16 protein-coding genes are annotated in these 22,895 nt (G+C 62.6%); 4 read left to right on the forward strand and 12 right to left on the reverse strand.

What is annotated here, in order from left to right:
• Nucleotide 1: 1 nt before the first annotated feature.
• On the reverse strand, nucleotides 2-1,378 hold the full coding sequence (locus DW178_RS03390; RefSeq protein ID WP_118349695.1) for an APC family permease: 1,377 nt from the start codon (nucleotides 1,376-1,378) through the stop codon (nucleotides 2-4).
• A gap of 348 nt (nucleotides 1,379-1,726) precedes the next feature.
• Between DW178_RS03390 and DW178_RS11125 the strand changes: the two genes are divergently transcribed.
• Nucleotides 1,727-1,981 (forward strand): hypothetical protein, encoded by a 255-nt coding sequence (locus DW178_RS11125; protein WP_147363801.1) that lies wholly within the window; start codon nucleotides 1,727-1,729, stop codon nucleotides 1,979-1,981.
• 92 nt (nucleotides 1,982-2,073) lie between these two features.
• Here the strand turns inward: DW178_RS11125 and DW178_RS03395 are convergent, their stop codons facing one another.
• The 4 genes from DW178_RS03395 to DW178_RS03410 form a co-directional block, all read right to left on the reverse strand.
• A complete protein-coding gene (locus DW178_RS03395) occupies nucleotides 2,074-2,835 on the reverse strand; it encodes a TorD/DmsD family molecular chaperone (RefSeq protein ID WP_118349696.1) in 762 nt (253 codons plus the stop codon).
• A 68-nt stretch (nucleotides 2,836-2,903) separates the two neighbouring features.
• Complete coding sequence (gene nrfD, locus DW178_RS03400) at nucleotides 2,904-4,085, reverse strand: NrfD/PsrC family molybdoenzyme membrane anchor subunit (RefSeq protein ID WP_286168486.1); 1,182 nt, start codon at nucleotides 4,083-4,085, stop codon at nucleotides 2,904-2,906.
• An 11-nt stretch (nucleotides 4,086-4,096) separates the two neighbouring features.
• Nucleotides 4,097-4,711 (reverse strand): 4Fe-4S dicluster domain-containing protein, encoded by a 615-nt coding sequence (locus DW178_RS03405; RefSeq protein WP_118349697.1) that lies wholly within the window; start codon nucleotides 4,709-4,711, stop codon nucleotides 4,097-4,099.
• 3 nt (nucleotides 4,712-4,714) lie between these two features.
• Nucleotides 4,715-7,120 carry a molybdopterin-dependent oxidoreductase gene (locus DW178_RS03410; RefSeq protein WP_158574038.1) on the reverse strand — a complete coding sequence of 802 codons (2,406 nt, stop codon included), beginning with the start codon at nucleotides 7,118-7,120 and terminating at the stop codon, nucleotides 4,715-4,717.
• A 292-nt stretch (nucleotides 7,121-7,412) separates the two neighbouring features.
• Here DW178_RS03410 and DW178_RS03415 point away from each other — a divergent pair, with 292 nt between their 5' ends.
• On the forward strand, nucleotides 7,413-7,955 hold the full coding sequence (locus tag DW178_RS03415; protein ID WP_286168490.1) for a TetR/AcrR family transcriptional regulator: 543 nt from the start codon (nucleotides 7,413-7,415) through the stop codon (nucleotides 7,953-7,955).
• Here DW178_RS03415 and DW178_RS03420 read toward each other — a convergent pair.
• The 7 genes from DW178_RS03420 to DW178_RS03450 form a co-directional block, all read right to left on the reverse strand.
• On the reverse strand, nucleotides 7,952-8,215 hold the full coding sequence (locus DW178_RS03420) for a PLP-dependent transferase (RefSeq protein WP_118349700.1): 264 nt from the start codon (nucleotides 8,213-8,215) through the stop codon (nucleotides 7,952-7,954). The two genes, DW178_RS03415 and DW178_RS03420, sit on opposite strands and share 4 nt — an antisense overlap.
• 129 nt (nucleotides 8,216-8,344) lie before the next feature.
• Nucleotides 8,345-9,427: a phosphoribosylformylglycinamidine cyclo-ligase gene (purM, locus tag DW178_RS03425; protein ID WP_118349701.1), complete on the reverse strand. Its 1,083-nt coding sequence runs from the start codon at nucleotides 9,425-9,427 to the stop codon at nucleotides 8,345-8,347.
• Nucleotides 9,428-9,669: 242 nt separating this feature from the next.
• Nucleotides 9,670-11,175, reverse strand: a complete 1,506-nt coding sequence (gene purF / locus DW178_RS03430) for an amidophosphoribosyltransferase (protein WP_118349702.1) — start codon at nucleotides 11,173-11,175, stop codon at nucleotides 9,670-9,672.
• Nucleotides 11,172-12,128 (reverse strand): class B sortase, encoded by a 957-nt coding sequence (gene srtB, locus DW178_RS03435; RefSeq protein WP_286168487.1) that lies wholly within the window; start codon nucleotides 12,126-12,128, stop codon nucleotides 11,172-11,174. Before srtB ends, purF begins: the two co-directional genes overlap by 4 nt.
• Nucleotides 12,129-12,713: 585 nt before the next feature.
• Nucleotides 12,714-14,453, reverse strand: a complete 1,740-nt coding sequence (locus DW178_RS03440; RefSeq protein ID WP_118349703.1) for a polyphosphate--AMP phosphotransferase — start codon at nucleotides 14,451-14,453, stop codon at nucleotides 12,714-12,716.
• Between the two features lie 287 nt (nucleotides 14,454-14,740).
• Nucleotides 14,741-16,708 carry an InlB B-repeat-containing protein gene (locus DW178_RS03445; RefSeq protein ID WP_158574042.1) on the reverse strand — a complete coding sequence of 656 codons (1,968 nt, stop codon included), beginning with the start codon at nucleotides 16,706-16,708 and terminating at the stop codon, nucleotides 14,741-14,743.
• Between the two features lie 87 nt (nucleotides 16,709-16,795).
• Nucleotides 16,796-18,568 (reverse strand): leucine-rich repeat domain-containing protein, encoded by a 1,773-nt coding sequence (locus DW178_RS03450; RefSeq protein WP_158574044.1) that lies wholly within the window; start codon nucleotides 18,566-18,568, stop codon nucleotides 16,796-16,798.
• Between the two features lie 458 nt (nucleotides 18,569-19,026).
• On the opposite strand from DW178_RS03450, the gene DW178_RS03455 reads away from it, so the two are divergent.
• Both DW178_RS03455 and ppk1 read left to right on the forward strand, forming a co-directional pair.
• Nucleotides 19,027-19,977, forward strand: a complete 951-nt coding sequence (locus DW178_RS03455) for a Ppx/GppA phosphatase family protein (RefSeq protein WP_118349706.1) — start codon at nucleotides 19,027-19,029, stop codon at nucleotides 19,975-19,977.
• 261 nt (nucleotides 19,978-20,238) lie between these two features.
• On the forward strand, nucleotides 20,239-22,812 hold the full coding sequence (gene ppk1 / locus DW178_RS03460) for a polyphosphate kinase 1 (RefSeq protein ID WP_286168488.1): 2,574 nt from the start codon (nucleotides 20,239-20,241) through the stop codon (nucleotides 22,810-22,812).
• Nucleotides 22,813-22,895: the final 83 nt, after the last annotated feature.

The following is a 22,895-nucleotide window of genomic DNA, read 5'->3' on the forward strand; positions in this document are numbered from 1 at the left end:
CCTATTCCGAGACGATGGCAGCAGGCTGCGCCACCGCATTCCGAGGGGAAACCACCGTCTCGCTTCCCTGTTCCGCCAGATACTTTGCGCGCGAACGGCGTCCCACCAGGTAGTAATAGGCAACACCCGCCGCACACCAAACAACGCCGACAACGATAACCTGGATACCCGAGAACGCGATCGCCAACGCATACAGAACAATGCCGATGGCGGGAATCACGGGGACAAGCGGGCAACGGAAAGGCCTCTCAAGCTCCGGGCGCTTAACGCGCAGGTAGATGAGCAGCCCACATGCGAACATGTAGCACAGGCCGTAACCGAACACGCCCAGGAAGCCCGCAAGCGTCCAAGCGTCCGGCGTCACGATCGGCAGGAACGAGACCAAGATCATGGAAACCGCCGTGACGAGCAGCGCTGTGGTCGGGGTGCCGTTCTCGTCAAGCTTCGAGAACGAACGCGGGAACCAGCCCTCGCGCGCCATAGCGTACAGCACGCGCGTCTGACCCATAACGCCGCCGTTTGCAGTGCTCATCGAACCGGTGAAGCAATGAATGGTCATCCACACGATGCCCGCAAGGCCGAACAAAGAGCCGCCGACGACGATAAGCGGAGCATCGGTTCCCAGCTCGGCAAAACCATCGGCCGGGAACAAGCCGTACAGGACCGTGGCGAAAGCGCCGAACAACACGGTAAGGAAGATGGCGGCGCCGATAAGCGCATGAGGGATATCCTTCGTCGGATTCTTTGATTCCTCGGTAAGCGTCGCAACGACCTCGAAGCCGCAGAACGCAATCACCACGTAAGGAAGCGTCTGCAGAAACGGCTCGACCGTGCCGTACGGGGCGAACGGCTGATAGTTAGTCGGGTCGATCATCGTCGCGCCCATCACGACGAACAGCGCGCTCGAGGCGATCAGGATAACGCCGAACGCCGCCTCAACCAGCGCCGATAGCTTCACGCCAACCCTATTGACGGCCAAGAAGATAAGAGAGCAGACGACGGAGCCGACCCACTGAGGAATCGCGGGGACAAGCACATGAACGTAGATGCCAACCGACACAAGCTCGACGTTCAGGCCGAACAGCAAGGCGAACCAGTAGATCCACCCCAGCATGAAAGATACCGGATGGTCCTTCCCGAACACCTGCTTCGTGTATTCCCAAATGCCACCGCATTTCGGGAACATCGTCGCAAGCTCAGAGAACACGAAAGCCGTTGCCAACGTCGCCAGACCGCCGATAACCCAATAGCTCAGGCTTGCCATAGGTCCCGCCGCTTCCGCCGCGCCACCGACGCCGATGGCAAAACCGGATGCCACCACCGTTGCGTAGCCCGTGAGCATAAGGACGCCCTTTCCGAGCACTTTCTTCAGCCCCATGATCTCTCCCTCTCACAGCCTAAGTAAACAGGACGAGCATATCCGCACTTGATTTCTGGCAGATTTCGGTCACGTTGCATCAAAGTGACCACAAACCGAGCAGAGGGCGGAGGTGCGTTCTCGCGAATGGTTACTGAGCGAACATCAGCCGACTAATGCCGCAAGCCGATCAACTTGCCAAACAGCTAGCAAGTTAATCAGCAAGTCACAAGAAACGCTTCCCCACCCTACACGTTGCCCAAATCTCGTCATCCTGCTGAGCAAGCATCGGGCGCGATCTGCACGCCGGCGGCCTAGGAATCGGCGTAGGGCAAGCGCCATCCAATACTCAAGGAAAAGAGCAAAGACATGCCTTTTCGATCCTCGTTACCTGATCGCCTCGTTCAAGCTATCGATGGTTTCGGTATCGAACGCAAACCATCCGGCGGCCATGCGCAAAACACTACGATAGAAACGGATCTGGACAAGCTGCATGGCTCGCTCGGAGAAATCAGGAAACCAGGGCAGCATGCGCTGGCGCAAGCACGTTTCAGTGCACCTCAAAATCCGCCGCCACTGCCGCGCTATCGCCGTTTTCGAGGTTCTGGATTGCACGCAACGTAAGCCAGGATTATACGAGCATCGCCTTGAACGGGCAGTAGAGCGCAAACCTCAAACACTATCAGCTATGTTACCGCTGACGACATATCCCCTCCTTACGCAACCAGTTCCAACAACGCTTGGGTTAGCTGCAACAGAGGTGCGTAAAAACCGTTGGGGGATTCACGTTCTACCGCTTCTCGCAAGGCTGGCATCCAGGAAAGCGGGCGGGTGCGCACGAAGTCGACAGCATGCTGCGCCGCGCTCAGGGCGTTTTGCGTATTCGCATCCGCGCCTTCGCTCGCAGCAGAGGAAGCACACCCTGCATCTGCGCCCCAATCCTCGCCTTCACCTGCTCGGCGGCATAATTCGCTTGCCAGCAGAAGCTCGATGCCCATATGGTCCTCATACTGTCTACCCGCCTGCGCCAACTCCAAACCGTTGCCGCGCAAGGCCGCGCGCATCTGATGAGTCGCCTCGCCGAACCCGACGGCACAACCCTGCTGGCAATAAAACGTCTCCCACGGGGCAACAGCCGGTTTCGGCGGCCCCACGAACAGATGCGCGAACTCCACCGATGCGCGTTGCACTCGATCATCAAGATTACTCGCGCCATCCCTGGCGTCTAAAATACAAACACCGGCTTGCGCTTCCCGCGACGCGACCGCCGCCTCTTCGCACCCGTCAAGATACTTCACCAGCTTATCTACCGCATTCGCCACCTCGGCGTCTCCGCACGCCGCAAGCTCTTCCCATAGGCAAGCATCAAATATAGCCGCACTCTGCACACCTGCCTGCAAGGGCGGCGTTAAAAGCGCGTTGCCGACAATCGCCAGCCAGGGCGCCACCTGCACAAACGTTTCCCTATCCACCATCATCGCAATCCGCTACCTCTCACGAAAAAGGGAGCCGGTCACCGATTGCAACCGACTCCTACACGCCATAGCTATTGTTCACTACCGCATTTTGGCAGCACGCACTTCGATAGGATCATGTACGCCAGCGCACCCGCGCACACCACGCCCGCAAACACTACGACCTCCGGCAGCGTAGGCGCATACACGCCCAGCGTAGTCCACACGTCGCCGGCATCGCCTACCTGAGCGGCAGCCGTACCCAACGTAATGCCGTTGCCGCCATAGACGTTCGACACGGTGAAGCTGGTGAATAACAGCCACGCACGCTTGCAGAACACACCAAGCACTATCAGCGCACTCGCCAGCACCACACACGCCGGATTTTCGCGATTCCGAGCGAACACGAGTACCAAGAACGGCACAGCCAAGCCACCGATAACCTCAAACCAGAAGAACGGCGCCGTCTTGCCGGTGGTCATGATAGCCAGCGCCTCGGCCTCGCCCGCACCCGGGTAGCCCATGGTCAGGCACTCGCAAGCGATGAAGAACGCGTCCACCGCCACGAACACCGCAAGCAGCCCCGCCAGCGACTTCATCAAATCGCGGTCGAACTTGAACAACTTCGCACGGTCAAGCGCCAAAAGGCAGATAAGCAGCAATGCCAGACCCGAATCGCAGGCCGATGCCACAAAAATGGGAGCCATGATCGCCGAGTACCACGCCTTGGCAATCTGCAGGCCGAAAATCCATGCCGTCACGCTGTGCACCAGGATGGCAACCGGCAGCGCCACACGAGAGAGCACTGCCACCTTGCGCTCGTCGCCGCGCACCAACCACACCAGGTCAAGCACGTTGATGACCAGGTAGCACGTGATAACGATCATGTCCCACGCAAGCGGACTGACGAAGTTCAACCCCACGAACATGCGCCACACACGCGCCACGCCGCCAAGGTCGATGAGCACGAACGCGCCAGCACAGCAGATGCATACGATGGATGTGATGACCGCCGGCACCGACACGCGTTTAAACGACTCTATGCCGAACACGTGCGCCGAGCTTGCCACAATCAGACCGCCAGCCGACAGGCCGACGAAGAACATGAACGCCATGATGTACAGGCCCCATGAGTTGGAGTTGTTCATGCCCGTGATACCCAGGCCGTACGTCTGCTGGGCAACCCAGCAGCCCACCGCGGCTAAAACCACCGCCGCCAACACGACAACAACCGCCATAGTTCGCCCGCTGAACAGGGCTTTTCGCTTATCCATCCATCAACCCCCTAGTTCACGTAAAACATCTGCGGGCGCGTGCCCTTTTCCTCGAGCAGCACATGACCGCCACGACGCCAAAGCCTCGACACTGCCGAATCCGGATCATCCAGATCACCGAACACGCGAGCATCACCCGGGCAGCAATGCACGCACATAGGCTCGTCGCCGCGATCGGTACGCTCCTTGCACAGGCTGCATTTCTCGGCCACGCCGCGTGGGCGAACCGGCACGTCGGCATCGCCATAGTGGAAACCTGTCGCGCGTACAGGCTCGTTCCAGTTGAACACGCGGGCGTTATACGGACAGGCGCCCATGCACATACGACAGCCGATGCAGCGGTCGTAATCAATCTCCACGCGACCCTGCTCATCTTTGTACGTGGCGCCGGTCGGGCACACCTTCATGCATGCAGGATTCTCGCAGTGCTGGCAAGCAACCGGCAGATACGTACGCGAAAGGTTGGGGTACACGCCAACAGCGTCGTCGAACATCTCCACGCCCTCGGTAAGCACGCGGTTCCACAGCATGCCATCAGGGACGTTGTTCTGCATCTTGCAAGCGATCGAGCACGTGTTGCACCCGATGCAGCGGTGCAGGTCTATTGCGATAGCCAGTTTCGTCATGGGCTATTCACCTGCCTTTTTGATCTCAATGAGCGTGTCGTTATACGGAATCATGGGACCGAACATCATGTCGTAACCGCGCGGGTTCATCGTATCGTTGGATACGCTTTGCATCAGCGTCCCCTCAAGATACTGACGGTACGTGCTTTCGGCCATAAACGCGCTTTCAGGCTGCACGGCGTTGTTCAGGCGCAGCTTCGTGCGGAACGAACCGCGATCGTTGTACACCTCAACCTCGTCGCCATCGACAAGGCCACGCGCAGCGGCATCGGACGGGTTCAGCTCGATATGCGGCTCGAACAGCTGCTGGATCCACTTCGCACCCGAATAGGCAGAATGCACGCGGAAGCGCGAACGAGCTTGACTGAACTGCAGCGGGTATTTTTCGCGCAGCGGGTTTTCCGGGTACGCCTCGTTAGGACGCTCCCACTGCGGGAACGCCTGGCCCCACGCCAGCATGTTCTCGTAGTACGGCTCCTGCTTGGTCGAAGGCGTTGCGTAGGTCATGCCCACTTCCTCGCCGACGGTATCGTCCCAATCCAGCACCAGCTTGCAGGCACCGTTTTCCCTGTTCAGCGCTTCAAGTGTGATACCTTCACACGACGGGTCGTCCGTGGTCAAGATAGCGCGAGCGTATTCTTCGCCATTCTCCGGATACAAACCGCCCAGCCCCATGGCTTCGGCAATGCCCTTCTCAATGTAGAAGTCGGATTTGGAATCGAACAACGGGTCAAGCACCTTCTGGTTCTCCAGAATGTAGCCGTTGGCGTTCTTCACGCCGCCCACGCTGTCGGCGCACTCGAACTTGCTGCACACGGGAAGCACCAGGTCAACATAGTCAACAACCGAGCTGTGATAGATGTCTGCCAGGCACACGAAGTCAAGCGAATCCAACCAACGCTGCGTTTTTGCCCAGTTCGCCGCCTTCTGCGTGGGAATATCGCCGAAAAACATGGCCGCGTGCACGTCGTCGGTGTTCACAATGTCGTAGAAGCCTTTTTTGCTAGGCGTGGGCTTTCTGTCCTCAGGCAGCTTCCAGGCGCCCAACTTGGCCTCGGACAGGACAGTGTGGTAGCAGTAGATGCCACAACCGGTACCGCGCTTGCCATAGTTGCCGGTTAGCGAGGCGATAAGCGCATAGCAGTGGCCGGCGATGTCGTTGTTGAAGAACTTATCGATACCGCCCACGCCATTGCAGATGATAGACGGACCCTTTGCATACTCGCGCGCCACCTGGGCGATAGTATCGGCCGGCACACCGGTAACGCCCTCGGCCCAGTCGAGCGTGTAGTCGGCCATCTGCTGCTTGAGCAAGTCATACTCGGTGATATATTGCACACCATCCACCGTGAAGGTGCCTTCGAGCGCAGGCTGCGCGCCCGGCGTATCATGCAGCACAGCCGCACCCGTTGCGCTGTCCCACACATACGGGGCTTTCACCTGCTTCGGCTTGCCAGTTTCCTTATCCACTGTATCGTGCATCTCGCCGAGCACCTCACCTGTTTTCGCGTTCACAAGGAAGGGGAACGACGTGTGCGCCAGCATGTGCTCGCGATCGCACAAGTCGTTGTCCAGCAGGTACTTCACCATTCCCAGGAAAAACGCCGGGTCGGTACCCGGGCGCAGCCCAACCCACTGGTCCGCCTTGCTTGCCGTTGCCGTGAAACGCGGGTCGAGTACGATGATCTTCGTGCCAGCAGCCTGAGCATCAAGGAAAGCGCGCGACCACATCATGCCCGTTTCCAGCACGTTGCAGTTGGCCATAAGCACCACGTTAGCCTGCTTCCACTCCCATATGGTGTTGAGCGCGAACATGCCCGACCAGCCGAACGCTTGACCCTGACCGTTGCCCTGGCCCATGTCGTAGCCGTTCAAACCGCCAGCTTGCGCGCCCAAAATGGAAGCTAGTAGCGGACTGAAGCGCTGCGAAGCCTCCGTGGAGTATTGAATCCACAACGCTTGCGAACCGTACTTGTCGATGGTGGCCTGAAAATTCTCGGCGATGATTTTAAACGCCTCGTCCCAGCTGATTACCTCGAACTGACCGCTGCCGCGTTCTCCCACGCGACGCATAGGCGATTGAATACGCGCTTCGCCATAGATGTGCTCGATCTCGGAAATGCCCTTAAGGCACACGTTTTGGAAACGCTTGTCACTATTCGGGCGCGGTTGCACCATGACCAGGCGTCCGTCACGCACCGTGCACTGCAACATGCAGTTACACAGGCAATGCTCGTTGTGGTAGGTGAACGCCGTGCGCTCCTCAGGCGCCGCTGTTGCCTGCGCAGGTGCCAGCCAGCCCTGCGTGGTGGCCATACCGCCCACAGCAGCAAGTGCGCCGCTGGCAGCACCTAGCCTGAGGAAGCTACGACGATTAAGCACCGCACGCATCCTTTTGCTGCTTTCCATATCCTCTCCTTCGTTCCGCATATCCCGTTTTCCCAGGTAAAAGAGATATAATTACGATGACCGATTTATACCGGACCCGTTTCGCACCTGCATTATGGAGGGTATGGAAACCTCGTTCACTGCCCAGCTTCGCGATATGGTGCTTAGGCGACGAACGCAAGAAACCGGGGTATAATCGACACATTTCGAACGAAGGGGATTTCGCCACACGTGCTTTTTTCTGTGGCGAAACGCATGGGCGCAGCCAAGGTACGGGGGGATCATGACCAAAAGCAAAACAGATTTGCGCGTCGTGCGCACGCGCAAACTCATACGCGATGCGTTCATGGATATGGTGGGCGAAGTGGGCGTGGCGAGAATCACGGTGAAGGATTTAACCGAGCGCGCCGGCATCAACCGCAAGACGTTCTATCTGCACTTCGAATCTATCGAAGCGCTGTACGACAGCGTGATGAATGAAGTTATGAACGACTTTTTCGATAATTACGAAACCACTGCCGACCAGCCAAAAGACCTTGACGGCCATGCGCAGCGTTTCTTTATGTTCCTTGTCGGGCAAACTCCTACCATTGAGAAGCTTATCTGTTCGCCCGGACCCTACGACTTTGGCAACCATATCTATCGTGAGCAGATGATGCGCTATAAGTCCGCTGGGCAGGACCCTTTTGCATGGATGGACGCCGACGCTGAGGAGCTGGTGCTGAACTTTATCCGCACCACGGCGCTGGACTTTTACCGCGAATGGGTGCGTCGCGGCAAACGCGTCGACCCGCAAGAAGCGGCGCCGCTGCTCGGCGCCATCACCTGCCATGGCGCCGCTCCGCTCATGCGCTAGCGTGGGGCCTCGGGCCGAGGCCCCACACCATTGACGTCGTCGGCAAACTCGAAGGACAGGATCCCCGTTCCCAAGCCGTTCATCTGGGTTTTCACCAGCTCGTGATACGGCGAGCTTTCCAGCCCGGGGTACAGCACGCGCTTCACGCACGGCACGCCCTCCAGGTAGCGGGCCACCGCCAGCGCGTTGGCGCAGTGGCGCTCCACGCGCATCCCCTCTCCCACCGTGCGCTTCACGCCAGCGATATGCGTCACCTTCATGAGCGGGTTCGTGAGCGTCTCGAAGTTTACTTGGCGCGGCTACGCGCGCGCCAGACTGAAGTCATTAATCAAAAAGGACCGCAAACGCGGTCCTTGCGGTCATGCAAGTTGTAACGGAGATGCCGGAGTTTACCCCTGATACCCGTACAGGTTGCCTTCGCCCGTGTACTGCACCTCGCCGGTGCCGGAGATGATGCGGCCGACGCAATAGGTCTTCTCGCCGGCTTCGGCCAGAGCGGCCTCGACTTCCTCGGCGCGCGCGGGGTCCACGATCAAGATCATGCCAACGCCCATGTTGAACGTCTTGAGCGCCTGCGGCTCGGACAGCTCGGCAGCGTCGCACACGTACTTCGCCACGGCGGGCACGGGCCAGGTGCCCAGGTCAACCTGCGCGTCAACGCGCTCGTTCAGCGCGCGGTTGAGGTTCTCGGAGATGCCGCCACCGGTGATGTGGGCCAGCGCACGCACGGCGCCCGGGCATGCCTTCAGCGTACCGAGCACCTGCTTCACGTAGATGCGCGTAGGCGTGAGCAGCGCGTCGGCCACGGACTGGCCGTCAAGCGCCTCCACCGGCGCCAGCAGCTCTTCGCGGCTTTTGCCCTCCACGCACACCTTGCGGGCCAGGGAGTAGCCGTTGGAGTGCAGGCCCGAGGATGCCAGGCCGATGAGCACGTCGCCCTCGGACACGCTTTCGGGGTCGAGCATCTTCTGCTTGTCGACAACGCCCACGGTGAAGCCGGACAGGTCGTAGTCGTCGGGATCCATGACGCCCGGGTGCTCGGCCATCTCGCCGCCGATAAGCGCGCAGCCCGCCTGACGGCAGCCCTCGCCGATGCCGGCAACGACCTCGGCCACGTGCTCCTTGCGCAGCTTGCCGATGGCGATGTAGTCCAGGAAGAACAACGGCTCGGCGCCGCACGCCAGGATGTCGTTGACGCACATGGCCACCAAGTCGATGCCCACCGTGCCGTGCTTGCCGGCCAGCTGGGCAACCTTGAGCTTCGTACCCACGCCGTCGGTGCCGGAAACCAGCAGCGGCTCGGCCATGTCCTTGGCCGCCGCGATGCTGAACAGGCCGCCGAAGCCGCCGATGTCGCCGACGACCTCCGGGCGATACGTGGAGTGCACCGTCTCCTTGATGGCGTCGACGGCGCGCGCGCCCTCGGCGGTGTCCACGCCTGCTGCCTGGTACGTAACTTCCTGCTTCGTCACTGGATGCTCCTTATCTGATAGGCGGGAACCCGACCGGCGAACCGGCCGGCGCTCCCGCACCGCTAACCTTCCAAAACCCGGACACTTGGGGACATGCCCCTATCTGTCCAGTTTCGCGCGAACCACGGACCGCAAACGGCGAACAGCGAACGCACTTCCGTCCCCCGTTCACATGGCGGCATGCAGCCCAACTCCGGACACTTAACGCTACGCCCCCGAACTGTCTGGCGTGTTTGCGGTTGTTAGACGCTGACTTGGGTGTTCTCGGCTTCTTGCGCTTCCTTTTCGTAGGCTGCGGCGAAGTCGGCCTTGGTCATGAAGCTGTTGCGCGCGGTGTAGGCGGGGATGTCCACGGGGTACTCGCCCGAGAAGCATGCCTCGCAGTAGCCCGGCGTGCGCACGTCGGGCAGGCTGTCGCGCAGGCCCTGCAGGCTGATGAACGCCAGCGAGTCGGCGCCCATCCACTCGCACATCTCGTCGTTGGTCATGTTCGCGGCGATCAGCTGGTCGCGCGTGTCGGTGTCGATGCCGTAGAAGCACGGCCACATGACCTCGGGGCTGACGATGCGCATGTGCACCTCGGTGGCGCCGGCGTCGCGCAGCATCTCGATGAGCTTCTTCGACGTGTTGCCGCGCACGATGGAGTCGTCGATGACCACCAGGCGCTTGCCGCGGATGACGGAAGGCAGCGGGTTGAGCTTCAGGCGAATACCCAGCTGTCGCATGGCCTGCGTAGGCTGGATGAACGTGCGGCCCACGTAGCGGTTCTTCACGATGCCGTCGGAGTACGGGATGCCGCTTTCGAAGGCGAAGCCCATGGCCGACGGGATGCCGCTGTCGGGCACGCCGAGCACCAGGTCGGCATCGGCCGGCGCCTCGCGGGCCAGGATGCGGCCCATGTTACGGCGTGCCTGATAGACCGACTGGCCGTCCATGATGGAGTCGGGGCGGGCGAAGTACACATACTCGAAGATGCAGCTGGCGCGCTTGCGCGGCTCGACGCCCTGTTCGGAGGTGACGCCCTCCTTGTTGAAGCGCACGATCTCGCCGGGCTCGACGTCGCGCACATACTCGGCGCCCACGATATCCAGGCCGCAGGTTTCGCTGGAAACCACCCAGCCGCGACCCTCGGGCAGCTTGCCGATGCACAGCGGGCGGATGCCGTTGGGGTCGCGGAACGCATACAGCGTGTCGGGGCTGGCCAGCACCATGGCGTAGGCGCCCTCCATGTACTGCATGGCGTAGCGGATGCCCTCGCGCAGGTGGTGCGTCTTCTGCGTGACGCTGCCGATCGCCTTAGCGGCCACCTCGGAGTCGGTGCCCGCACGCAGCTGGATGCCCTCGTCGATCAGGCGGGCGCGCAGGCTGTTGGTGTTCACCAGGGTGCCGTTGTGCGCCAGCGCGATAAGAATCTCATCAATGGCCGAGATGTGCGGCTGCGCGGCCTCCCACGACGCCGCGCAGCCGCTGGTGGAATAGCGCGCGTGGCCCACGGCCACATAGCCTTCGAGCGCGGCCAGGCGCGACTCGTCGAACACCTGGGTGACCAGGCCCAGGTCTTTCGACACCATGATGGTCTCGCCATCGCCCACGGCGATGCCGGCCGACTCCTGCCCACGGTGCTGCAACGCCTGCAGGCCGAAGCACGTCATACGTGCAACGTCCTCGCCGGGGGCGAACACGCCGAACACGGCGCACTCCTCCTCCAAGCGGTCGGGGCGCTCTCCCGGCAGAATCGAGGTGCTCATGCTGCTGTCTCCTTTGCCGCTTCGCTGACGGCGGCCACGTCCTCGGGGTTGATGTTGCTATCAGCGGCAACGACGCTGCTGGCCGCTGCTGTTGAACCGGATTCGTACGCGAACAGCACCCACCGGCCGTTGCTGGCCAGGTTGTCGCAGGTGGAGAACACGAACGTGTGCTTCATGTCGGCGGCAGAGGGAAGCCCCGCCACCGTGACGACGGAACGGTCGACCTTGTCCTGCACGTAGGCCTGGCGCTCCTGCTCGCTGGCGAACACCGTTTGAGCCAAAGGGTCGTCTGCCGCGCAATGCACGATGGAGAAGGTGGTGAGCTGGTAGTTCGCCGTGGGCGTGAACACGTACACGATGCGGTGGCCGTTGAACGTGTCCGCGTCGCCGAAATCGGCGAAGGGCGAGAACATGGAGCCGTCGTTCATATGATGGCCGTACACGATGTTGTTCGCATCGGAGAAATCGGCGGCATTGGCCGCGGACAGGAAGATGCTGCCGAACGACACCCAGCTGGTCTGCCCGTAGAAGTCGGTTTTCAGGTAGTGCTCGTCGTCGGTGCCGTGCACTATGGGGAAGTTGACGGTGGTGCCGGGAACGTAGATCCACCCCACCACGTCGGGGTTGATGGCCCGCAAAGCGTCCCAATCGACGGTGAAGCTTGCAAGGTCCATGCGCTGAAGCGCAGCGGCATCGGGGGCGTTGAAGCCGATCTGCTCGAGCTGCTTGTTGTTCTGCTGGCCGTGCCAATAGCCGTAGCCGATGAAGGCCAGCGCGCCTGCGGCGCATAAGAACACGATGAGGGAGATGATGAACACCACGCGCCACACGCCGCCCGAGCGTTTGGGCTTACGCCTACCTTGGGAAACGGAAACGGGCCGCACGGGACCCTGCCCTTGCGGGGCTGCGTGCGCGCCGCGCGATTGCACGCGGTTATGCTGGTATTCGGACAATTCACGCCTTCCCAAGCGTCGAAGCGCGAAAAACACGCAAGACGCCTCCGCAGTAGCTCGGAAACCTCATCTACCTGTTACATAGTACGAAACATCCCCAGGTCGGGGGACATGCCGCCCGCGAAATGCCCCAAATCAACGCAGGATGTTCGAAAAACCGCCCAGCACCTGCACGGCGCAGCCGCGAACAGCCGCCCGACAGGCACCCAAGGCGCCTCCCCTTCAAAGCACGCCCTTTACGCGCTCAAATTCCTCGCAGCCCGCAAAAACCGCATGCGATGCGCAGCGGGCGGCGAGGCCATCGCGCGCGAAAACGCGAGGGAGCGCACCGTGCACGACGCACGACGCGCTCCCTCGCCTCGGACTGCCGCCAGGCATTCCGCGTTCGGCCTATTTCTTCTTCATCTCGTCGAGAAAGCCCTTCAAGATGAAGCCGATGATCACGATGACTATGACCGCGACTATGACCGGAATCGTCCAACTTGGCATGATGCAACCCCTTTTCATCTATATATGCGTCTGCCGACTCCTAAACCGGCCGGCGCCCTGCACCCAATGTGGTTATCCAGCAATACTACCGCGCCTTCACTCGCCGTGCAACCGCACCTCAAGCGCATCGTTGATGACCTCGAGCGCCTTGACGCGGGCGAAGCGCTTGTCGTCGGATTCCAGCACAATCCACGGCGCGAACGGCGTGGACGTCAGGCGGAACATGTCCTCGACGGCGCTTTTGTACTGCGGGTATTTGTCGCGGTTGCGCCAATCCTCGTCGGTAATCTTCCACTGCTTGGCAGGGTCTTCCTGACGGGCGCGGAAGCGGGCCAGCTGCTCTTCCTGGCTGACATCCACCCAGAACTTCAGCAGCACGGCGCCCCAGCGCACCAGCTCCTGCTCGAACTCGTTGATCTCGTCGTAGGCGCGTGCCCACTGCGCATCGGTGGCGAAGCCCTCCACGCGCTCCACCAGCACGCGGCCGTACCAGCTTCGGTCGTAGATGCCCACGTGCCCAGCCTTGGGAAGGCGCGTCCAGTAGCGCCACAGGTGAGGGTGGGCAAGCTCGGGCTTGGTGGGCGCCGGGCTGGGGAAGATGGTGTAGGCGCGCGCATCGAGGGCCTGGGCCACGCGCTTGATGGCGCCGCCCTTGCCCGCCGCGTCCCAGCCCTCGAACATGAGCACGAGCGGGACGCGCGCCTGGTACATCTCCATTTCCAGCTTGTTCAGGCGCTTCTGCTGCTTTTTCAGGCGATCCTTGTACTCTTCGTAATCGAGCACCAGGCCATGATCGACCTCATCAAGGCTGGGAACCCTGTCCACGATGCGGAAGCGACTCGCTCGCGGGGCGTGAGCGGCCTGCGCGGCAGCCTGCTCGGCGGCGGCTTGCGCCACGGCAAGCTGCTGCTCGGGGGAACGGCCCTCCAACGGCACCTCCTCAGCCGCACCGGCGCTATTGGCCTGCGCCTTCGCGGCCGCCGCAAGGGCGGCGGGGTCCTTCTTCGCGTAAAGCGCCTTGTCGAGCGCGTCGACCAGCGTCTCGGTGATCTTGAGGTTGGCGCGACGCTTGTCCTCGCCGTTGATCAGGTGCCACGGCGCGTACGAGAAGTCGCTGCCCTCGAGCAGATTGTCGTACAGGCGGTACGCCTCCTCGTATTCGCCGATGGTGGCCATCTTGCCATCGGACACGCGCCAGGCGGTGGCGGGGTCGCGGCGCAGGCGCGTCAGACGCTTGCGCTGCGCCTCCTTCGTCACGTGGACGAAGAATTTGACCACCACGTAGCCGTCGTCGGTGAGCTGCTTCTCGAAGTCGGCAGAGCTGGCAAGGGCGCCGCGCAGGGCGTCGATGTGGCGCTCCTCGGCGGCCTCGCGCACGGCGCGCGCAACGGTGGCGCGGGGGTGGAGGACCTTGCCGTTTTTGATCTTCACCTCGCCGAACTGGGTGTAGAGCATGCGCTGCACGGCCGATGTGTACCAGCCGCGGTCGTAGAACGTGATGGTGCCGCGCCCGCCAAGCGCCTTCCAGAACTGCTGCATCATGGGATAGAAGCCGCCCACGCCGTGCTCGGCGCCCGCGAACGACGCCGCATCGACGGCGTTGAAGTTCTCGGTGACGTACACGCTGGTGGCGCGGGCGTCAAGGTTGTACATAAGGTCGGAGATGCGGCTGCCCTTGCCCGCGCCGTTCCAGCCCTCGAACAGCACCACAAGGCCCACGCCGGCGACGCGCGCTTCCTGCTGCAGCACCACCAAACGCTCGGTCAGCGCATCGCGGCGTGCCTTGTACTCTTCCTTCGGAAGCGGTTCCTCAGAGAAATCGACGGTCTCCAGCATAGGCGGCCCTCCCCTTCGCAATCGATACCATCCCACACGGCTAGCGGCCCCGAGCAGCGCAACGGCGCGTGCAGCATGGCGGGAATCCTTCCTTTCATGCTAGCACACGCCGAAGCGGGAACGGCGGCGACGGGGAATCGTAACCAACCGTTGACTTTACCTGCGATGCCGGCGCGTCGCGAGAGCGGCCGCAAGGGCAGCCATCGCCGCCGCGATGAGCGCCGCGACACCGGTTGCCGCGGCGCCGGTCTTAGCGGCAGCGTCACCCGTTTGCCCAAGCGCTGCAGCTACAGAAGCATTGGCGGAACCTGAGCCGGACGGCGAACCGTTGGAGCCGTCCGGGTTATCCGAGTCGCCAGGGTTGCCCGAATTGTCCGAATTCGAGTCGTCCGAGTTGCCGGAACCAGGTTCGGGATCGGGTTTGCCGGGTCGGGACCAGGACCGGGGTCCGGATTATCGGGATCAGGTCCCGGACCCGGCTCTGGAGGATTCGGCGGATCGCCCGGGTCAGGGTCGGGGTTGTCGGGATCGGGAGTCGGACCCGGATCCGGGTTGTCAGGATCCGGATCGGGATTCGGACCAGGCTCCGGCGGGTTGATCGGATCAGGGTTGTCCGGGTCTACGGGTCCCGGCCCGGGATCGGGCTCCGGCTTCGCCTCAAACTTCGGCGCCTCCGCGAACCTGGCCGTCACCGTCACGTCGGCGTCGGGCGTGAACGTCCAAGCCGCGTCCGTGCTCAGCGGCTCGCCGCTCACGGCGCCGTCTTCCCCGATCGCATACCAGCCATCGAAAACGTAGCCTTCATCAGGCACGGCGCGCAACGTGCACGAGGAGCCGTTCTCCACCTTGCCGACCAGGGCGCATCCCCACTCATCGTTTTCCGACGAGCCATAGATGTACCCGCCGTCGCGCGGGTCGACCGCCACGACGTCCCACGAATCCCTTACGTAATATGCCGTGTAGGTCTTGTTCGCCACCGCCGGCCGCACGATGATCGGGCTGAAGCCCACCGGCGCTCCGCGTTCATCGATCCAATGCGAGAAGCGGTAGGTCGACCACGGGATGGCCATGGCCACGAACGGGTCGCCCTTGTCGCAGGTCTTCGTAGCGCTTGTCAAGCCGTTCCCGCTGGTCAGGAATGCCTTTCCGCGCAAAATGGAGCTTTGGGACGCGGTGATGATGCTCACCGTGAACGAGCCCATGCCGAACACGGCTTCCAAATCGATATCCGCGCTCACCGGGAAGCGGTACATGGCGTCGGTGGACAGGCACGCGCCGCCGCTGAACCAGCCGATGAAATGCGCCCCGGCGGCCGGGACGGCGCTGACGCACGCCACTTCGCCCGCGGCGTAGGTGCCCGAGCCCGTGGCGCTGCCATAACCTTCACCTGCAGAAACGTTCATGGGCGACGCCTGCGCCTTGAGCGCAACCTCCGCGCCGCGCTCGGTGAACACGCGGCTGGCCCGCACCGACCCGCCGTCGGCAGGGCTCGCCACGGGCAGGCAAACCACCTCGTAAGGCTTGAACGCCGCCGTGACCGTGCACCGCTCCGATTTGCCGGTCAGCCCCTTCGCCACCACATCGCATTCCATATCAAGGCTGGTGAAGATGCCGTTCACGTACCAGCCCCAGAAGAAGTACCCCTTCTTCGGCTCGGCCTTCAAGTGCAGCGTCTGGCCAAGCGAGAAGGAATCGGTCGCCGGGGTGACCTCGATGCCGTTGCAGGTGACGGTGCCGCCAAGCCACGTGTCGGCTGCGATCACCACCTCGGGCTCCGCTCCCTTGAACACCGCCTTGTACGTCTGGTCGCCCGTCACGCGCACGGTCAGCTGTTGCTCGGGATGCTTCTTGCGTTTGCCGTCCTTCCAATGGGCGAACCGAAAGCCCTCGTTCGGGTTCGCCTTGATGGTCGCCGTGCTTCCGTATTCCACCATGACCGCGTCCGCGCCGGGATGCCCCTCGATTTCGACGGTGCCGCGTTCGACCAGGCGCGAATCGGTCTCCACGCTTATGCGGTAACGTTTGGGGACGAACACCGCGCGCACCATCGTGTCCTGCTCGGGGGTGAGCTCAAGGTGGTCAGGGTCCGTTCCCACGGGAACCCCGGAATCGCCAAGGTACCAGCCCTTGAACGTGAACTTGTCGCGCACGTCGTCGGAAAGCTTCACGGAAAGCGTGACGGGCTTGCCGCTTACGCAGTAGCCGTCGCCGGTCACCGTGTACTTGCCGGCAAGCTGATCGACGGGCTCGGCCACCACGCTCACCTTGCACAGACGCTGGAAGCGAGCGGCCACCGCGCAGTCGGCCACGGGCGCGAACGGAATGAGCGTCTTTGCCGTCCATCACGGCCGTGACGCGCCCGTTGCCGTCCACGCGGTACTCGCACACATCGGCGCGGTCGATGACGGTGCGTCCCGAATCGTCGCTTTTGGCCACTCCACCAGCTTGTACTTCTTTTCCGGGTCGTCAGCGCGCGCCGCGGACACGTTGGCCTGCCCGTACTCCACGAGCACGGCGATGGGCGTCTCACCCGCAACGGCTTCGTATTCGATGGTGTCGCCGGGGCGGCTTCCCAAATAGTGCTTGTCAAGCGAGCTCTCCCAGTGGTCGAAGCGGTACTTCGACGCATCGTATTTGCAGGTCAGCGTCACGGCCTTGCCCGAATACGTGGTGAAGCTCGTCCCCATGTCGCGCCCGTCGACCAACACGCTGGCCTTTGCGCCGATAACCTGCCGCCCGTCGGCGCTGCCCAGGCGGACCTCGGGCGCCACTTTTGCACTGTCAGCGAACACCGCCGTCAGCAGCGTGTCGCGTTCCACCGTGAACTCGTACCACTGGTCCTCGGAAAGGATGTCCCCTTGCTCGTCGGTCCAATAGGCAAACGTCCTGCCGGGCGTCATGGCGTTGGCCACCACCACGCAGGTTTCGCCGGGCTTGTACTGGCCCGCGCCGGTCGCACTGTCCCCGGAGGAGAGCGCGCCGCTGTACTGGATATCCACCGCCAGATCGGTATTGCCCCGCTCGCGCATGGGCTCGGCCGAGTACGCGTCCAGGTACACCTCGCCGTCGTCATAGGTCATGTGGATACGCTGGCCGTGGAAGCTTGAGCGGAACAGGTACCCGTCATCGGGATACACCTCGATGAACTGAGCGAATGCGCAGTTCATCAAGTCCTCGTAATCGAACGAGCTCCTGCCGTAACCGTGGTTGAACGTGACCTTCATGCCGGCAAGGGAAACCTTATCGTCCTCGGCGTACTCCATAACGTTAGGGTCGTGCTCGATCCGAAGGTCCCTCAAGCACTCGGATACGCTAACGGGGGTTGCGCCGTTGCAGCCGTCCCAATTCAGCTCAGGGAAACCCGACCGATACAGGCCGACCAAGTCAGATGGCACCATCACCTGCATCCCGCGCTTGGGGAACGTATCGACGTCGATGAGCACCGCATGGTCGCACTGGAAATACGCATAGTCTAAGTTCGTGCCGGCGAACGTCCGGCTGGGCAGCAGCTCGATCCGCGAGCCGTTCGGCAAGATCAAGCCGCCGTCAAGGTTCGACCCGGAGAAGCATCCGTCGCCCAGCTGACTTACCGACGTGTTCGTCTCAAGGCCCGTCAGGTGCAGGTTGGGGCAGTTGGCGAACGCCCAGTTGCCAACCGAGGCGATCTGCTGGTTTTGACCCAACCCCGTATCGGACAGGTTTTGGCACCCCTCGTATGCGTCGGCGGGGATGGACGTCAGGCCCTTCACACTCCCCAAACCGGTGGACTCAAGGCCGCTTTTCAGGAAGCAGCCTTCACCCAAAGCGCCGATTTCAGCGGGCTTCTTGATGGAAAGGCTGGTCAACGAGGAGCAGCCGGCAAACGCCTGCGCGCCGATCGAACCGATATGCATATCCGAGAAGCTGATGAAGGAGAGCTTCGCGCAGGCGGCGAAGGCGAAATCGCCTATGGAATCCAGACGGTCGTTCTCGAAGCGCACCGACGTCAGACTCGTCAAGCCCTCGCACAGACCCTTGGGTATGTTGGCAACGTGATAGTCGACGATGAGATTCGTGACGTCGCGCGCGAAGATGGCGTTGCGCTCGGGGTCGTTCTCATCGACGGGTTTCGTCAAATCGCCCCGCTCGTCGCAAGCATAAACATACCCGCTGGCCATGAGCTTGCCGAACGGGTACAGGACCCCTGCTGCGCCGGCTCATCGCCGGCGGCGCGCTCGGCCGGGTCGTCCCCGCATCGGCGGCTTCCCCGGCGGCCTTGGAGCCTGTTTCACCGCCTTCGGGCGATGCGGTATCAGCGCCTTCGCAAGCATCCTTGTCGGCGGGCGAAGCGGAATCATCGGCCGAGCCGGCGCCGGTCGACGCCGCCTCGCCACCCTCCCCCTCCCCCCCCCGAACGCTCCAACGTTAAGGGAGCGTAAAATCTTCTCTCGAAAGCCGTCAGCGACGCCTGCGCACGTCAAGCGAAGGCCCGCAACCTTTATCATGGGTAAGGTTCACTTCATGCCGACGCATCGCGCCGGCATCGTCGCAAAGCGCAATCGGCGCGCAGCACCATCGAGGAAGGAAAACGGCAATGCCCACCTACGGCGTCATCGACCTGGGGTCGAACTCCATTCGCCTTGTCATCTACGAAGTGAAGGACGATCGTCGCAGCACCTATTCCAGCAAGGACTTCAAAAGCATCATCAACGACAAGGTGATGGCGGGCCTTGCCGCGTTCGTGGAGGATGGCGTGTTCACGCCCGACGGCGTGGACCGCGCCGTCAACGTGCTGAAAAGCCACATGAAGCGCGTGCGCTACTTCGGCTGTAAGCGCGTCGACGTGTTCGCCACCGCCGTGCTGCGCAACGCCGCGAACTGCGCCAAGGCCGTCGCGGAAATCGAGCGGCGCTGCGGGCTGGCGGTCACGCTGCTGTCCGCGCGCGACGAGGCGCACCTCGGGTTCGTCGGCGCCCGCTGCTCCACCCCGCTCGAGCGCGGCACGCTCGTCGACATCGGCGGCGGCTCCACCGAGCTCACCCGCGTCGAGGGCGGCCGCGACAGCGACGATGTGAGCCTCAGCCAGGGATCGCTGTCGTCGTTCGCGCGTTTCGTCCGCAATATCCTGCCCGCGCCTATCGAGATGAACGCCATAGCCTGTGAGTTCCGCGGCAACCTGCGCAAGCTTCCCAGCCTCGAGCCCTACAAGGCTCCCACGCTCTACGGCGTGGGCGGGTCCACGCGCGCGGCGGCCAAACTGGTCCAGCAGCTCGACGAGCTGCAAACCCGCCCGCGCGAGATCCAAGCCGAGCAGGTGCTCCAGATCCTGCGCGCCTGCCACGAGAACCCCTCCGCGTTCGGGCACGCGGCCCTAAAGGCGTCCGCCGAACGCGTGCACACCATGGTGCCGGGCTGCGTCATCTTAGCGGAGCTGTTCCGCCACCTTGGCGCCGATAAGCTGGTCGTATGCAAGCACGGCGTGCGCGAAGGGTACCTGATCGAGCGCATGCTCGGGGCCGTGTCGGCACCCCCGCAAGCGGACTGATCGAATCCGAAACCGAATCGTTACCTTTTTCACCCCATTTTTCCGAGCCTGGTGGCGGATTCGGCCGGTCGCAGCATCAAAACAGAGTAAAATATGAGTTGAGGGGACGTGGTTGTTGGGGAACCCCGTCACCTTGGCGTCGCACGTTATGCAATCATCGATTCCACTTGGCCGCCCGCAGGCGGCCGCCCGCACATCGAATCAACGAAGACGCATCGCCCGACGCACGTTTCATCTATGACGTCGAGGGAAGGGAACGCCATGAAAGCAAACGAATCCACAACGCATATAGGATCCACACCCTACATGCAGAACCGCGAGCTGTCGTGGCTCACGTTCAACGAGCGCGTGCTCGACCAAGGCGCCGATGAGACTGTTCCACTGCTCGAGCGCCTGAACTTCATCAGCATCTTCTGGTCCAACCTCCAGGAGTTCTTCATGGTGCGCGTGGGCAGCCTGACCGACCTGTCGCTTCTGAAGAAGCAGGTCCTCGACTCGAAGACGGGCATGACGCCGGCGGAGCAGCTTTCCGCCATCCACAAGCGTTGCCACGAGCTGTACCCCGTGCAGGAGCAGACCTACGCCGAGGTGCGCCAGGCCCTGGCCGCACACGGCGTGCGCCATCTGCGCCCCGCCGATCTCAACGACGAGCAGCGCGCCTTCCTGGCCGACTACACGGCCGCCAACATCATGCCGTTCCTGTCCCCGCAGATCATCAATTCGCGCCACCCCTTCCCCCATCTGGAGAACGGGTCGCTCTACGTCATCGTGCGCCTTAACGAGGAAGTGGGCCCGAAGAAGCCCAAGAAGAAGGACAAGGCCAAGGACGGCAAAACCGTCAAGGCCGCGAAAATCCATCCTTCCGCCGAGGAAAGCGAGAACCTGGGCGCCGAGGGCGTCACCGTGGGCATCCTTCCCATGCCGCGCCAGTGCGCCCGCGTCATCAAGCTGCCGGGCGAGGGCTTCCAGTTCATCCTGCTCGAGCACGCGGTGGAGATGACCGCCGCCCAGGTGTTCAGCATGTACACCGTCAAGCACACCAACGTCCTGTGCGTCACGCGCAACGCCGACCTGGACGCCACGGAGAACACCGACGAGTCCGACGAGGATTATCGCGAGCACATGAAGCGCATCCTGAAGAAGCGCGGCCGCTTGGCACCGGTGCGCCTGGAGTCCGAGCGCCCGCTTTCCAGCGTGCTCCAGGAGCTTCTGCTCGATCGCCTAAACCTCAAGCCGCATCAGACCTACGTCACCAGCGTGCCGCTCGACATGAGCTGGACCTGGGGCCTTGGAAGCAATCTGCCCGAGCAGGAGCGCATGGCGCTGTCCAACCCCCCGTTCACCCCGCAGTGGCCGGCATGCCTTGACCGCAACCGCTCCATCATCGAGCAGGTCTGCGAGCGCGAGGTGCTGCTCAGCTACCCCTACGAGTCCATGGACGCGTTCGTGCAGCTGCTGCGCGATGCCGCGGCAGACCCCACCGTCATCTCCATCAAGATCACGTTGTACCGCCTGGCGCGCCAGTCGCACCTGGCCGAGGCGCTCATCGCCGCCGCCGAGTCCGGCAAGCAGGTCACGGCGCTGTTCGAGTTGCGCGCGCGCTTCGACGAGTCGAACAACATCGAGTGGTCGCAACGCTTCGAGGAGGCCGGCTGCAACGTCATCTACGGCTTCCGCGATTACAAGGTGCACAGCAAGATCTGCTGCATCACGCGCCAAACCGAGAACGGCCTGCAATACATCACGCAGCTGGGCACGGGCAACTACAACGAGAAGACGGCGAAGCTCTACACCGACCTGAGCTTCATCACCGCCGACGAGACCATCGGCCGCGATGCCACCGAGTTCTTCCGCAACATGCAGCTGGAGAACGCCTCGGATAACTACGACATCCTGTCCGTGGCGCCGCTGCAGATCAAGCCCGGCATCATCGCCAACATCGACGAGCAGATCGCCCTTGCACGCGAAGGCAAGCCGTGCGGCCTGTTCTTCAAGACTAACAGCGTCACCGACAAGGACATCATCGTCAAGATCGCCGAGGCAAGCCAGGCGGGCGTGCCGGTCACGCTGCTCGTGCGCGGCATATCATGCCTGGTCCCGGGCGTGCCCGGCTACACCGACAACGTCCGCGTGGTCTCCATCGTGGGCCGTCTGCTCGAGCACAGCCGCATCTACGGCTTCGGCCCGCGCGAGAACATCAAGATCTTCCTGTCCAGCGCCGACCTTATGACGCGCAACATGGAGAAGCGCGTCGAGATCGCATGGCCCATCCTCGACGAGGGGCTGCGCAACCAGGTGCTCGACTACATCGCCACGTGCCTGCGCGACACGGCGAAGCTGCGCGAGCTGAAGGCCGACGGAACCTATACCAAGCTCGGCGAGCTGGCCAAGCCCGACGAGCCGAAGTTCGAGTCGCAGGACTTCCTCATCAAGGAGGCCCAGCGCGCCCGCGCGGCGGCTGCCAAGGCTAAGGCCGCACGCAATGCGAACTCCCGCAAGCTCATGAACGAGCAGCGTCAGGCGCAGATGGCCGAAGCCGAGGCTAAGGTGGAGGCCGTGGCCAAGGCGGAAGCCGCAGCCGCAAAGGCGGCCAGGGAGGCCGAAGCCGCCCACAAGGCCGCGCTCGAGGCCGAGACCGCCGCGAAAGCCGCCGAGGCGGAAGCGATTGCGAAGCCGCAGGCTGCCCCCAAGCCCGCCGAGGCCGCAGCCCAGCCCGTACCGGTGAAGGCGCAGGTCATCAACGAGCCCATGCAGGCGCCCAGCCACTCCGGCATCCAGCGACGCCCCGAGAAGCCCAGCCTCCTCGCCCGAGTCCTAGCGAAGTTCATCCGCTAACCCCAGAGACCCTGCTCACCAAGAAGCCCCGCTCACTGAACCGCACCCCAAATCTTGGACAAAGAAAAGAAAGTCTGAGATTT

Origin of the sequence: Eggerthella sp. AM16-19 (assembly GCF_003474385.1) — a bacterium.
Taxonomy (GTDB): Bacteria; Actinomycetota; Coriobacteriia; order Coriobacteriales; family Eggerthellaceae; genus Senegalimassilia.

Coding starts and splice junctions, on each gene's coding strand:
- DW178_RS03390 (WP_118349695.1), bottom strand. CDS start 1,378: ATGGGGCTGAAGAAAGTGCTCGGAAAGGGCGTCCTTATGCTCACGGGC.
- DW178_RS11125 (WP_147363801.1), top strand. CDS start 1,727: ATGCCTTTTCGATCCTCGTTACCTGATCGCCTCGTTCAAGCTATCGAT.
- DW178_RS03395 (WP_118349696.1), bottom strand. CDS start 2,835: ATGATGGTGGATAGGGAAACGTTTGTGCAGGTGGCGCCCTGGCTGGCG.
- nrfD (WP_286168486.1), bottom strand. CDS start 4,085: ATGGATAAGCGAAAAGCCCTGTTCAGCGGGCGAACTATGGCGGTTGTT.
- DW178_RS03405 (WP_118349697.1), bottom strand. CDS start 4,711: ATGACGAAACTGGCTATCGCAATAGACCTGCACCGCTGCATCGGGTGC.
- DW178_RS03410 (WP_158574038.1), bottom strand. CDS start 7,120: ATGGAAAGCAGCAAAAGGATGCGTGCGGTGCTTAATCGTCGTAGCTTC.
- DW178_RS03420 (WP_118349700.1), bottom strand. CDS start 8,215: ATGAAGGTGACGCATATCGCTGGCGTGAAGCGCACGGTGGGAGAGGGG.
- purF (WP_118349702.1), bottom strand. CDS start 11,175: ATGAGCACCTCGATTCTGCCGGGAGAGCGCCCCGACCGCTTGGAGGAG.
- DW178_RS03440 (WP_118349703.1), bottom strand. CDS start 14,453: ATGCTGGAGACCGTCGATTTCTCTGAGGAACCGCTTCCGAAGGAAGAG.
- DW178_RS03455 (WP_118349706.1), top strand. CDS start 19,027: ATGCCCACCTACGGCGTCATCGACCTGGGGTCGAACTCCATTCGCCTT.
- ppk1 (WP_286168488.1), top strand. CDS start 20,239: ATGAAAGCAAACGAATCCACAACGCATATAGGATCCACACCCTACATG.